Source organism: Neobacillus sp. GCM10023253, from assembly GCF_042653105.1.
Classification (GTDB): domain Bacteria; phylum Bacillota; class Bacilli; order Bacillales; family Cytobacillaceae; genus Neobacillus; species Neobacillus citreus.
Genome location: NZ_JBHSHV010000003.1, coordinates 1,248,301 through 1,261,734, shown reverse-complemented (window position 1 = coordinate 1,261,734; position 13,434 = coordinate 1,248,301). Strand labels below are relative to the sequence as shown.

The following is a 13,434-nucleotide window of genomic DNA, read 5'->3' as shown; positions in this document are numbered from 1 at the left end:
GAGGCGGGACATGTCTGAGCATCAACAATTTCTTGCGGAAAGGGACAAAATAGACTTTTTCATCCAAAAGGGATATCGAATACATTCTGTAAATGAGCATTTGGATGGGGCTACTGTTGAATTTGTACATCCAAACGGAAACGTTACAGAAGCTTTGTTGATAAGCAATGCAAATGCGCGAAAATATTTTTCCAGCCTTTTAATCAAACAGAACTCAATGGGCAAATAATGGTTTCGGAAAAGGATTGACTTCAAGCCAGTCCTTTTCCGAAATTCAGCTGACATTTTTAGGGGAGAACTGCGGGATGAAAGAACAATTCCAGCTTAAAGTGTTAGATATTTTAACTAGAAAGCACTTTGACAATACACGTGTCATTGCCGGACAGGAGGGGCTATCCCGGTTTGTCAAATGGGTGCATGTAGTCGAAGTAACAAGTATTCGGAATCTCTTAAAAGGTCAAGAACTGATTTTATCAACGGGTGTTGCTTGGAAGGATCAGCCCAGTCTGTTTATTTCCATGGTGAAAGAGTTTATTCAAAACCAGGCAGCAGGATTGTGTATTGAAATGGAAACTTATATTTCAGAAATTCCCGAAGAAGTCATTGCAATTGCCAATCAACACCAATTCCCGATAATTATTTTTCAAGAGGAGGTCCCGTTTGTTGAAATCACCCAGGACATTCATTCTGTGATTATCAGCCAGCAGTACCAAAAAATTTCCGATTTAGAAAATTATTCGCAAAGACTAAATAAACGGCTTCTAACCATCGAAATATATGAGGACATTTTGCAATTTATTTTTTCAGCATTGGATGTTCAAATTATTTTTCGCTTAAAAAATCAAGAATATGAATTTGTTCCGAATATCTCCTCTGCAGAACAAGCCAATATTCTCGAGCAGTTGCTAAGTACCAATGAACAAGGAAGCGACCGCATCGCTTCTGTACCTGTATTCTTATTCGGGCAAGAATATGCGGAATTAGCGATCTATTCTGCAGATATTTCAATCAGTGAATACGATTTATTGATTCTGGACCGAACCGCAACAGCATTAGCCCAGCATTTATTAAGGGATTTATATGTGGAGGAAAAGAAGAGGGCAGAAGAATTCGAATGGCTGCACGGCTGGCTTGAAGGTGAGCATTCACTCGAAGATATTCAGGAATACCTCGTTGAAAATGGGTTGACAGTAAAAACAAATGAAGCAGTAGTGGTCATTTCGAAGCTGTTCCCGGTAAAAGAAAAATCTAGTCATGACGTAACCTATCTAAAGCTATTATTTCGCTCGGTTTTTGAACAAAACGGCTTTACTGTTTTTATCGTTGAGAAAAGGAATGAGCTTATCTTTATTCTCATCAATAACCGTGCCAAGAAGAATTGGAAGGATCGGGTTAAGAATTCGATTGACTCTATCCGAAATTCCGAATTTTTTCGTAAACAAACATCAGCGCGGTTTACTGCCGCTGCTGGAAAGTTTTCGGATTCATTATGCGAGGTACATAAAAGCTATCAAACTGCCAAGGAAACACTGCGAATTCAAAAAAATATGTCACAGCAGCAAATCTATCATTTTTATGAAGATTTGCATTTATACAGACTAATTTCGCAGCTGAGCAAGCAGACAGATTTACAGGAAATGGCCTCGGAGTATCTTGAGCCAGTTATTCAATACGATCAAAAATATAATGCGAAGCTGTTGGAAACCTTGAAGGCTTATTTAGAATGTAACGGTTCGAAACAGGAAACTGCCAATAAGCTTTATATTGTCAGGCAGACCCTTTATCACCGTCTGCAAAAGTTGGAAAACCTTCTTGGTGAGGATTTTATGGAGCGTGAGAAGAGGGTGGCAATTGAATTTATGCTGCTCGTTCATGATTATCTAGCAGCATCACAGCCGAATAAAATTAATCAGGTACGCTAGGGATATCATGATCCGCGTCTTTTTAGACCTTTAAAGATGTCACACTGTCGATGAATTGCTCTTTGTCGTTTTACGAATTGTCTAATGAATGCTTTTTAAGGATAAGAGATAATAGTTTATAAGCTATATATTAAAGAAGGAGGATAAAGGATGAGCGTGACAAAAAATGATACTGCGGTTTTAAAGAATTTTATTAATGGGGAATGGGTGATTTCGGCAAGCGGACAGACGCTGGATGTACCGAATCCTGCCACAAATGAACTTTTAATCAAGGTGCCTGTTTCATCCAAGGAAGATGTTAATCTGGCAGTGGCTGCCGCAAAGGAATCGTTTAGGACATGGAAGAATGTCCCGGTCCCGAAAAGAGCCCGTGTTTTCTATAAGTACCACCATCTATTAACAGAAAACCATGAAGAATTAGCCCGCTTAATTGTTCAGGAAAATGGCAAGGCTTACAAGGAAGCTTACGGGGAGGTGCAGCGCGGAATCGAGTGTGTCGAGTTTGCATGCGGAGCACCGACATTAATGATGGGTGAGACGTTGTCTGGTATCGCTGAAGACATTGATTCAGAAATGTTCCGCTATCCGTTGGGTGTTGTCGGGGGAATCACGCCTTTTAACTTTCCAATGATGGTGCCGTTATGGATGTTTCCGCTCGCCATCGCCTGCGGTAATACCTTTGTGTTAAAGCCTTCTGAACGGACGCCAATTCTAGCAAATAGATTAGCAGAGTTGTTTGCGGAGGCGGGGGCACCGAAGGGTGTTTTGAATGTCGTGCATGGAGCGCATGATGTCGTAAACGGTTTGATTGAGCATAAGGACGTAGCCGCCATTTCGTTTGTCGGTTCACAGCCAGTGGCAAAGTACGTTTATGAGCGGGCTGCTAGGGAAGGCAAACGGGTTCAAGCCTTATCCGGTGCGAAAAACCATCATATTGTCATGCCGGATGCGGATATAGAAAAGGCTGTTCAACATGTAATGAGTGCAACCTTTGGCAGCGCCGGACAGCGCTGTATGGCCTGCAGTGCAGTCGTTGTCGTGGGAGATAACGAAGCGTTTGTCGCAGCATTAAAGAGGGAAGCTGACAAGTTAAATATCGGAAGCGGCATGGATGAGGAAGTGTTATTAACCCCAGTCATTCGCAAGGAACACCGTGATAAGGCCCTTGGCTATATTGAAAAAGGCTTAGAGGAAGGAGCGGAGTTAATTAGGGATGGCCGAAAGGAAATGAGTGACCTTCCAAAGGGCAACTTCCTAGGACCAACCATCTTTGACCATGTTACTCCAGAGATGACCATTGCGAAGGATGAAATTTTTGCACCGGTATTGAGCTTGCTGCGTGCCCAGAATTTGGATGAAGGCTTGGATTTTATTCGCAGGTCCCGTTATGGAAATGGAGCCACCATTTATACAAATAACGCTAAAGCGATCCGGAAGTTCCGCGAAGAGGCAGAGGCGGGAATGCTCGGAATCAATGTAGGGGTCCCAGCCACAATGGCCTTTTTCCCGTTTTCAGGCTGGAAGGATTCCTTCTATGGCGATCTTCACGTTAACGGCAAAGACGGACTCAATTTCTACACCCGGAAGAAAATGATCACATCACGATTTGACGCATAAGTATAAATAACTGTTAGAATTGGAGGGAAGTGTGATGGTTCAAACGGACCGTTCGCAGGAATCGTTGGTGAAGAATGATGATAAATATGTTTGGCATGCGATGCGTCCATACAGTCCGGATGCGACGATTGTTGTTGAGAAGGCGGAAGGTTCTTGGATTACAGATGTAGATGGGAAGCGTTATTTGGATGCGATGTCCGGCCTCTGGTGTGTAAATATTGGCTACGGACGAACGGAACTGGCTGATGCCGCTTATGAACAATTAAAGGAAATGGCCTATTTTCCCCTTACACAAAGCCATGTTCCGGCCATAAAGCTGGCAGAGAAGTTAAACGAAATGCTTGGTGATGATTATGTAATATTCTTCTCAAACAGCGGTTCTGAAGCAAATGAAACTGCTTTTAAAATCGTGCGCCAATACCACCAGCAAAAGGGCGATCACAATCGCTATAAGATTGTCGCCAGGTACCGTGGTTACCATGGAAATTCCTTTGGGGCGCTCGCTGCCACGGGGCAGGCGCAAAGGAAATATAAGTATGAACCGCTTGCATCAGGCTTTATCCATGTATCTCCGCCAGATTCTTACCGCGATGATACGAATGTGTCCGATCCAATGAAATTATCCTCCGTTCAAGAGATTGATAAAACGATGACCTGGGAGTTAAGTGAAACGATTGCTGCGATGATCATGGAGCCAATCATTACGGGAGGCGGCATTCTTGTCCCGCCGGATGGATACATGAAAGCAGCCCAGGAGGTATGCAAAAAACACGGGGCGCTTCTCATTGTCGATGAGGTCATTTGCGGATTTGGACGTACCGGCAAGCCGTTCGGTTTTATGAACTATGGGGTCAAACCTGACATAATAACGATGGCAAAAGGGATAACAAGTGCGTATCTACCGCTATCAGCAACCGCTGTACGCAAGGATATATATGAAGCGTTTAAAGGAACCGAGGAATACGACTATTTCCGTCATGTCAACACATTTGGAGGAAATCCAGCAGCCTGCGCGTTAGCTTTGAAAAACCTCGAAATTATGGAAAAAGAAAAGCTTTTTGACAGGTCCAGGGATTTAGGAGAACAAGTGTTATATGATTTAAATGACCTTCTCAAAGACCACCCGTACGTCGGCAACGTCCGTGGTAAGGGCCTATTAATTGGTATCGAGTTAGTAAAGGATAAGGGCACAAAAGAGCCCCTTGACGTCAGCCTTGTTAACCAGGTAATCGCCGCCTGCAAGGAAAAAGGCATTATCATTGGTAAAAACGGGGCAACAGTAGCCGGATATAACAATGTTCTTACCCTTGCCCCGCCATTAAGTATTGAACAAAAGGATTTGAACTTTTTAGTAAAAACGCTGGGAGAGGCACTTGATAAGATTAAATAGGTGAAAAAAGAGCACTCGTGAATGTTCACAAAGTGCTCTTTTTTATTGAGATTGCTTTTCCTTCTCCAAAATTCCTTTTACAACATCCTCAATCGTCACATTAGCCAGAACTTTTTCCATGGCCAATTGCGCTGTGGAGAAAAGGGGCCCGATTGTATCTTGAATATTTCTCCCGACCATGCAGGCCGGATTTGGCTCCTCATGGATGCTAAATAACTCATTATCTGATACAACATTAACTGCCTTATAAACATCCAATAATGTTATTTCCGATAAGCCCTTTGCCAATCCTGCGCCGGCAATACCGGGCCTAACATGGACCAAACCAGCGTTCTTCAGCATCCCCATGATTTTTCTAATCACAACAGGATTTGTGTTAACGCTTTTAGCAATAAATTCAGAAGTATTGACTTCATTTTTATTAACTTCCAACAAGGATAATATATGAATTCCTACAGAAAAACGACTACTGATGGACATACCCTTCGCCTTCCTTTTTCTTCATTCCAATCATCTATCATTCAGTATAACACAATGAAAATGATAGCATTGGGAAACAATCTAGCGGACATTTAAAAAAATGACTCCTTTAAATGACAGGCAAGCTGAATTTTCAATCTGTTTTCCGGTTCCTCAAGAGAAACATTTAACAGATCCTCAATTTTTTTCAGCCGTTGATACAAAGTATTGATGTGAACATGAAGGAGCTCGGCCGTTTTCACCGCCGATTGATTCGTTTGAACATAAGTGATTAATGTTTTTTCCAATTCATTATTTCTCAGTTTATTGGAATTTAGAGGCCCAAAGATTTCTTCTAAAAACCTTTCAATTTCCTCTTTGGATTGATTTAAAAAGAGGCGGTTAATGCCGATATCCGAAAATTCCATTAATCCGGAACGGTGTCTGGAGCTTAAATAGGCAATGGCCCTTGCTGCTTCATTATGGGTTTTATAGACAGATTCTACACCCGTATACACTCCGCCAACTCCTGCCCTTAGTGCCACACCTTCATTTTGTTCCCACTCTCTTAATATTTCTTTAATATTATTCAGGACTCTCGGAAAAGCATCAATAGTTTTAAAGGTTAATAGAAGCATTACTTTGTTGCTATTTCCGAAAACGATTTTATCTATCCCGGAGAGCTTGGATTTGATCCTTGAAACTAATCGGTGAATACTTGTTTGTAAAACATGATGGTCAATAAAATTGGTTAGTTCGATGATCGTTGTGCAAAGGTAATTATTTAAATCAATTCCAATATCAAGTCCTTGTTTATAAAGAAGACGCGGCGCCTCTTTTCTTAATAGATTTTGATAAAAATCACTTGTTTTTTTAAAGTAGAATTCTGTAAGGGATTGCCGCTTTGCCAATTCTAGTGCCAATACGGATCCGCCACGTTCTATAATCATGTGTTCGAGTTGAGTTATTGAGCGCTGGGGAGAAACAATTAGGCAGCCGGTACAGGTGTTGTCAGTAAAAATTGGATAGATAAAAAAAGATTTCTCATCATGGTCATAAAGATCCACATATATAGGATAGTTTTTTGCGCCGATAATCTGTGCTAATTCCTCCATACTGAAGGTTAAAATAGCTCTGCCGGGGAAATATTCGTTCTTTAATAGATCGACAAAAATTAAAGACATTCCCAGCATTCCGGTCAACTCTTTAACAATCACATCAATACCTTTGTTTTGGATGGATAACTGTGTCAGTGTGGCATGCACTTCATTCTGTTTAATGAGGACCTGATTTTTCCTGTTTATTTCCGTAAATAGGCGGGCATTCTCGATGGCAATGGCAATTTGAGCTGTCAGCCCTTTTAAAAGTTTAAGATCCCAGTCAGTAATTTCATGTTCAAGGTTAACCCGGTGTATTCCTAAAACGCCAATAATTTCATTGTGAAAACTAACGGGAACCGTTATGGTTGCGTTAACTTTCCCACCATGAAAAGCTTTTTTCAAGAGCTCATCATTTTCATTGGATGTCCCTTTCATGGCCTCATTTGCCTCGCGAAAGGAGTTATAGATGCGCGGTTTGCCATCTAAAAATGTTTTCCCTGTCACTGATTCTCCGACCCTGTATTTTACTTGTTCAATTTCCTTTTTCCAGCCTCTATAAGCCCTGCATACCAGCCGGTCAATGACCGGATTATAAAGCCAAAAGGCCGCTGTGTCGGCTCCTGGGATGATGCTGGCTACATTATCAAGGATTTTTGTCAGAAGCACATCTAAGTCGAGGGAGGAGGTGATGTTTTGAACCCCTTCAATCAATTTTTCCATTTCTATATTTTTCGATTTCAATGCGTACTGTGTATATATGGGGTATAAAAGATGATAAAAAATATCAATATTTTCTTTTTCTTTGGAGATATTTTCGTCGGAGGATAAAAGATACACCTTGTAGCTCTGTGGGTAATCTAGCGTGATGATGGTTTGATGAACCAGTTTTAAGGGCGATAATTCCTGTACAGAGAAATCAATGTTTTCAATATCAGAATCATAGCTGTCGATCAGCGCCCATTTATGTTCCACGGGAGAATAAATCCAAATTTGATAGGAAGATATAGATAATTTTCTTTTAAGAAATGACCTTAGAAGAGAATGGTCAACCACTTTACAACACCTCAATGTAAAAAACTCTATTTATATTACCCAAAATGTAAATGGACCTACATTGTGTCAATTCTACCAATTATATATACTTTAAGTAAATACTGAATATTCAGACATAAATCGACAATTTTTGAAATCGCTTTCTTTAAGCGGTTATTTAAAAGGAGGTGGCGAAAAAGATGAGTTCTATCACTTCGTATATGGCAGGCAACATTTTTAAAGTCCTAGTAAAAGAAGGGGATACGATTTCACCTGGTGAAGATGTTGTCATATTGGAATCAATGAAAATGGAAATACCGATTACAGCTGAAGCGCAGGGGACAGTTATTGAAGTTACGGTGAATGAAGGCGATTTTGTAAACGAAGGGGATGTCCTAATTAAGTTCGAATAGCACCATTCATACCTTACGCGAATATTTGCGCTTACTTGCCAGTCAAACCCCACTTATTAAGGAGGTTTCATATGAAGAAATCTAGTAAACTATTTGGTGCCATATTCTTAGCCATCCTGCTGCTTGTTGCTGGTTGCTCAAAAAATAATTCAACGACTAATAAAACTTCAGGCAATACGTCGGAGGGGACAACGAAAACCGAACCAAAAAAGGGTGGAAGTATTGTTGTCGCTTATGACTCCGATATTAGCAACTATGACCCGATTCTTGGCAATTCAGGTAATGACCACGCACTTCTATATCCTGTATATGACACACTGGTAAACTATAACGCAAATTTAGAGCCGAAGCCAGGACTTGCAAAATCCTGGGATACACCGGACGATAAAACGATTGTTCTTCACCTCCAAGAAAATGTCTTATTCCACGACGGCACCAAATTTAATGCGGATGCAGTGAAATTTAACATTGAACGTGTCACTTCCAAGGATTCAAAGGTTTCCGACCTTTCCAATGTTGAATCTGTAGAGGTGGTTGACGAATATACGGTTAAATTGCATCTAAAACAGCCGGACTCTTCTATCATTCTTGCCTTATCAGATCGTTCAGGAATGATGGTTTCACCTGCCGCCGTTCAAAAGTTTGGTGCAGATTATGCCCAAAACCCGATCGGTACAGGGCCATATAAAATGGTCAAATGGGTCCGCAATGGGGAAATTCAATTTGAAGCAAATAAAGATTATTGGCAAAAAGGGCTTCCATATTTGGACAAAATTACAGCAAAAATCATGCCAGATGAAAATACGCGTTTAAATGCTCTGAAATCAGGCCAGATTCAATTCTATTGGAATGTTTCGCCTGATAACAGCCAGGTATTAAAGAATGACAAGAATATCGTCCTAGATACGAAAATGAAGGTGGCTTTCTATAATATTTACCTCAATACGAAAATGGCTCCATTTGACAAGAAGGAAGTCAGACAAGCATTGGAATATGCCATCGACCGCGAATCATTGGTAAAAGCGTTAACATTCGGCGAAGGAGAGGCGGCCTATCAAACCTTTCCAAAAGATTATTGGGCGGCATCTCCTGACGCAAAAATTGCATATGACCCGAAAAAAGCAAAGGAATTATTAAAACAAGCCGGTCTTGATAGCGTCACTTTTGATATGTTTGTACCTACCAACACCTTCTATACAAGGTTGGGCGAAGCAATAAAAGGTCAGGTAAAGGATGCAGGATTTAACATTAATATCCAGCCTATGGAATTAACAAAAGGAGTAGCGCTTTATTTTAACGAAAAGCAAATCGCTGCTAATCTAACTGCCTGGACCGGAAGACCCGACCCGCAGCAAACCGTCAATTTATTCCTAAGCCAAAAAGGTTTTTATAATGTCGGCGCTGAATCCTCACCGGAAAAGGAAGAATTAATATTGAAAGCTGCTTCCTCTTATGATCAAAAGGAACGGGCTAAATTATATGCGGAAATTAACAAGATTTCTATTTTAGATGAAGCTATGCAAGTTCCGATTTTGTTCCAGCCTTCAACAGCTGCTATGTCAACGAAAGTGAAAGGCTTTGAAGGAACATTACTTGGAAAACCGAAATTTTCAACCTTATGGTTAGATCAATAGAATTGGAGAGAGGGGAAGAGATCCATGTTTTTTAAGTTTTTACTGCGGCGTTTGATGTATGTAATCCCAATGCTAATTGTAACGACACTGATCGTCTTTTCCCTCATCTTGATCATTCCGGGAGATCCCGCTCTGGCGCTTCTTGGAGACAATGCCACTGAAGAGAAATTGGCATTGTTAAGAAGTCAGCTCGGGCTGGATCAGCCCGTACTGATTCAGTATTGGAATTGGCTTACCAATGCGGTTCAAGGTGATTTGGGACGTTCTCTCTTTACTGGGGAGATTGTGAGTGATGCAGTCTTTTCAAGACTTGGTATTACCTTCCAGCTTGTCGTCACGTCCATCGTCTTTTCATTTATTTTTGGAATGATTTTCGCGATTGGGTCGGTTATTAAACCGAATAGCTGGATGGATTACGTTTCAAGATTTATGGGAACAATTGGCACAGCAATCCCTAACTTTTGGCTGGCAATGCTGCTTATCGTCGTATTTAGTGTAAACCTTGGCTGGCTTCCGGCAACAGGATTTACAAGTATTTCTGATAATCTAGGGGGCTTTTTCCAGAGTATCATCCTGCCGGCAATTTGTTTAGGCGCTTTTGGTGCAGCCCAAATTACGAGGCAATTACGATCGTCCCTTCTTGAAGTGTTGGAATCAGACTATATTCGTACTGCCTATTCCAAGGGCTTATTGCTTTGGCCGGTTATTTGGAAGCATGCACTGCGGAATTCCCTGCTCCCAGTTATCACAACAACAGGACTGCTGTTTGGGAACATGTTAGGGGCAACCGTCGTCATCGAAACGGTATTTGCCATCCCGGGAATGGGGCAGCTTGCGGTTAATTCGATTTTACAGAGAGACTTTCCGATGCTGCAGGGCGTTGTGTTAGTCATGGTTATCTTGGTATTGATTATCAATTTCGTGACCGATGTATTATATAGTGTTTTGGATCCGAGGATTGAATTTAAATAAGAAGGAGGCGGCTTGATGCAATTCCGTTTGATGTTTCAACGATTATTTCACGAAAAGCTGGCATTCGTAAGTATGATTTTTTTGCTGCTTTTAGTATTCCTATCAGTATTTGCATCTTGGATTGTTCCTTTTGATCCGAATAAGCAGGATTTGACCAAAGTCATGCTGCCACCTGACGGGACGTATTGGTTTGGAACAGATGAATTGGGCCGTGATGTGTTTTCACGTGTACTGATGGGAGCACAGGCAGCGATTCAAGCTGGCGTTGTGGCGATTTTAATTCCACTTTTTGTTGGAGTTCCGCTTGGCATTATCTCGGGATATTTAGGCGGAATTGTCGATGATATTTTCATGAGAATTGTCGATGCCATTTTATCGTTTCCCGCTATTCTTCTTGCCCTGGGAATTACCGGCGCATTAGGGGTTAGTTTATGGAATGCGATGATTGCGATCGGGATTATCTTTACGCCGCAATTTGCCCGCCTTGCAAGAGGGCAGACCCTTCAAATCAGAAGGGAGCCTTATGTGGAAGCAGCCAAAATTTCAGGTGCAGGTCCTTTGTGGATTATGATGAAGCATATCCTTCCAAACATATTGTCTCCCATTATTGTTCAGGCATCCTTTAGCTTCAGTCTTGCCATTTTAGTAGAGGCATCCTTAAGCTTCCTCGGCATGGGGGCGCAGTCGCCTCAGGTCAGCTGGGGCGGAATGTTGCATCAGGCCTACAGCATGATTTTTGTGAATCCATACATGATGCTTTTCCCAGGCCTAGCCATACTGATTTCTGTGTTGGCGGGTAACTTTTTTGGAGACGGATTACGGGTCGCTATTGATCCAAAGATGAAAAGATCTTAGGGGGTATTGAATTGAAAGGTCCGAATGAACCTGTTTTAGAGGTTAAAAATCTATGTTCATATATCCCCACATCTAGGGGAGTCATCAAACCAGTAAATAATATCTCATTTTCCATCGGAGCGGGTGAAATTGTTGCTTTGGTTGGGGAATCAGGAAGCGGAAAAAGTGTAACGGCATTGTCCATAATGGGATTGAATTCACCGTCAATTAAATATGAGAAGGATAGCGTGATTTCCTTTAAAGGTGAGAATTTGCTGAAGATGAAAAAAAGGCAAATGAAAAAGATTCGAGGAAATGAGATTTCGATGATCTTTCAGGATCCGATGTCCTCGTTAAATCCATTGCATCCGATTGGAAAACAAATTGCCGAGCCGATTCAGATTCATCAGGGTGTCAGCTATCAGAAGGCAAAAGAAATTGTCGTCAATTTGCTGGCGAAGGTCGGTATTCCTGATCCGGAAAATCGGCTGAATGATTATCCCCATCAATTGTCCGGAGGAATGCGGCAGCGTATTATGATTGCGATGGCATTAGCCTGTAATCCATCACTGCTGATTGCCGATGAACCTACAACAGCGCTTGATGTAACGATCCAGGCGCAGATCCTGAATGTGATGAGAGATCTGCAAAAGGATACAGGCATTTCCATCCTGATTATTACGCATGATTTAGGCGTTGTGGCTGAAATGGCTGATCGCGTTCTTGTCATGTATTGCGGGGAAATTGTCGAAGAGGGTGATGTCTATTCTCTGTTCAAAAATCCCCAGCATCCGTATACAAAGGGATTGCTGGCAAGCGTCCCAAAACTCAGGGGGGCATCGGAAAAGCTTCTTCACACGATTCCAGGCGCTGTGCCGAATCCGCTTGAGCTACCGAAGGGCTGTAATTTTTCCGGGCGGTGCAGTTATGCCACGGAAAAATGTCTCACTGAGGCTCCAAACCTGGTGGAGACAGGGAAAGACCGAAGAGCAGCCTGCTGGCATATTGTAGATTTGCAAACGGAAGAGGTGACTGTACATGCCTGAACCATTGATATCGATTAAAGACGTCAAAAAACACTATCCAATTGGAAGCGGTTTATTTAGCAAAAAAGGAAAATGGCTAAAGGCCGTGGATGGTATAAGTCTTGATGTCCACCGTGGCGAGACAGTTGGTCTGGTTGGAGAATCAGGCTGCGGAAAATCGACACTTGGCAGAATGGTTGTCGGCCTCTTGGAGCCGACTTCAGGTGAAGTCGTATTTGAGGGAAATTCGCTTTTATCCAAAGGACGAAATAAGCGTGATTTGGGGCAAAAAATTCAAATGGTCTTTCAGGACCCATATTCTTCGCTCAACCCGAGAATGAATGTGGCCAACATTATTGCGGAACCATTAGTGCTTCATAAAATTGGTACCAGCAGCGAGAGGAAGAAACGTGTGGATGAGCTGCTTGAAAAGGTAGGGCTGACAGCGGCTCATGGAAGCCGCTATCCGGAAGAGTTCTCTGGCGGCCAGCGTCAACGAATCGGCATTGCCAGAGCGTTGGCCCTTAATCCAAGTTTGATCGTTTGCGATGAACCAGTTTCAGCATTAGATGTTTCGATTCAAGCTCAAATCTTAAATCTATTAAAAGAAATCCAGGAAGATATGGGTCTCTCCTATATATTCATTGCCCACGGACTGCAGGCAGTCAAGCATATCAGTAATCGGATTGTGGTGATGTATTTAGGAAAGATCATGGAAATTTCAGAAACAGATCAGCTCTTTGAGCAGCCGCTCCATCCTTATACAGAGGCATTGATATCTGCGGTTCCAGAGCCTGATCCAACTGTTCGGAACCGTGAACGCATTTTGTTAAGCGGAGATCTTCCGAATCCGGCGAATCCCCCGGTAGGCTGCAGATTTTCTACTCGGTGCCCGCTTGCGGATGAGCGCTGCAGGCGTGAAGAGCCGCCGCTTGAACAGGTCTCCGAGGGCAGATGGGTTGCATGTTTTTATCATGGGTGATTCATAGTTTTAGATATAAAAAGATTGAAAGTAATTATGTATACGAAAGGGATG

At 42.1% G+C, this 13,434-nt stretch carries 12 protein-coding genes; 10 read left to right on the top strand and 2 right to left on the bottom strand.

Translation table 11 applies throughout. From position 1 onward, the window contains the following. Positions 1–10: 10 nt before the first annotated feature. The 4 genes from ACFPA1_RS06455 (at position 11) to ACFPA1_RS06440 (ending at position 4,929) form a co-directional block, all read left to right on the top strand. Positions 11–229 carry a hypothetical protein gene (locus ACFPA1_RS06455; RefSeq protein ID WP_378581763.1) on the top strand — a complete coding sequence of 73 codons (219 nt, stop codon included), beginning with the start codon at positions 11–13 and terminating at the stop codon, positions 227–229. A gap of 76 nt (positions 230–305) precedes the next feature. Further along, entirely contained in the window at positions 306–1,922 is a 1,617-nt protein-coding gene (locus ACFPA1_RS06450) for a PucR family transcriptional regulator (RefSeq protein ID WP_378581762.1), read from the top strand. 150 nt (positions 1,923–2,072) lie between these two features. Beyond that, the gene (locus ACFPA1_RS06445) at positions 2,073–3,539 is read left to right on the top strand and encodes a CoA-acylating methylmalonate-semialdehyde dehydrogenase (protein WP_378581761.1); all 1,467 of its coding nucleotides are present in this window, start codon (positions 2,073–2,075) and stop codon (positions 3,537–3,539) included. Positions 3,540–3,573: 34 nt separating this feature from the next. Further along, positions 3,574–4,929, top strand: a complete 1,356-nt coding sequence (locus ACFPA1_RS06440; RefSeq protein ID WP_378581760.1) for an aspartate aminotransferase family protein — start codon at positions 3,574–3,576, stop codon at positions 4,927–4,929. 42 nt (positions 4,930–4,971) lie between these two features. Here the strand turns inward: ACFPA1_RS06440 and ACFPA1_RS06435 are convergent, their stop codons facing one another. Next, on the bottom strand, positions 4,972–5,409 hold the full coding sequence (locus tag ACFPA1_RS06435; protein ID WP_378581759.1) for an Rrf2 family transcriptional regulator: 438 nt from the start codon (positions 5,407–5,409) through the stop codon (positions 4,972–4,974). Between the two features lie 92 nt (positions 5,410–5,501). Further along, complete coding sequence (locus ACFPA1_RS06430) at positions 5,502–7,460, bottom strand: helix-turn-helix domain-containing protein (protein ID WP_378581758.1); 1,959 nt, start codon at positions 7,458–7,460, stop codon at positions 5,502–5,504. Positions 7,461–7,720: 260 nt separating this feature from the next. On the opposite strand from ACFPA1_RS06430, the gene ACFPA1_RS06425 reads away from it, so the two are divergent. The 6 genes from ACFPA1_RS06425 to ACFPA1_RS06400 all read left to right on the top strand — a co-directional run bounded on the left by ACFPA1_RS06425 (position 7,721) and on the right by ACFPA1_RS06400 (position 13,380). Next, positions 7,721–7,933: an acetyl-CoA carboxylase biotin carboxyl carrier protein subunit gene (locus tag ACFPA1_RS06425; RefSeq protein WP_213140006.1), complete on the top strand. Its 213-nt coding sequence runs from the start codon at positions 7,721–7,723 to the stop codon at positions 7,931–7,933. 71 nt (positions 7,934–8,004) lie between these two features. Further along, positions 8,005–9,567: an ABC transporter substrate-binding protein gene (locus ACFPA1_RS06420; RefSeq protein WP_378581757.1), complete on the top strand. Its 1,563-nt coding sequence runs from the start codon at positions 8,005–8,007 to the stop codon at positions 9,565–9,567. Between the two features lie 24 nt (positions 9,568–9,591). Then, positions 9,592–10,539, top strand: coding sequence for an ABC transporter permease (locus ACFPA1_RS06415; protein WP_378581756.1), 948 nt, complete (start codon positions 9,592–9,594; stop codon positions 10,537–10,539). A 15-nt stretch (positions 10,540–10,554) separates the two neighbouring features. Beyond that, positions 10,555–11,394, top strand: coding sequence for an ABC transporter permease (locus tag ACFPA1_RS06410; protein ID WP_378581755.1), 840 nt, complete (start codon positions 10,555–10,557; stop codon positions 11,392–11,394). Between the two features lie 11 nt (positions 11,395–11,405). After that, entirely contained in the window at positions 11,406–12,419 is a 1,014-nt protein-coding gene (locus ACFPA1_RS06405; RefSeq protein WP_378581754.1) for an ABC transporter ATP-binding protein, read from the top strand. Continuing rightward, on the top strand, positions 12,412–13,380 hold the full coding sequence (locus ACFPA1_RS06400; protein WP_378581753.1) for an ABC transporter ATP-binding protein: 969 nt from the start codon (positions 12,412–12,414) through the stop codon (positions 13,378–13,380). Before ACFPA1_RS06405 ends, ACFPA1_RS06400 begins: the two co-directional genes overlap by 8 nt. The last annotated feature ends 54 nt before the right edge of the window (positions 13,381–13,434 follow it).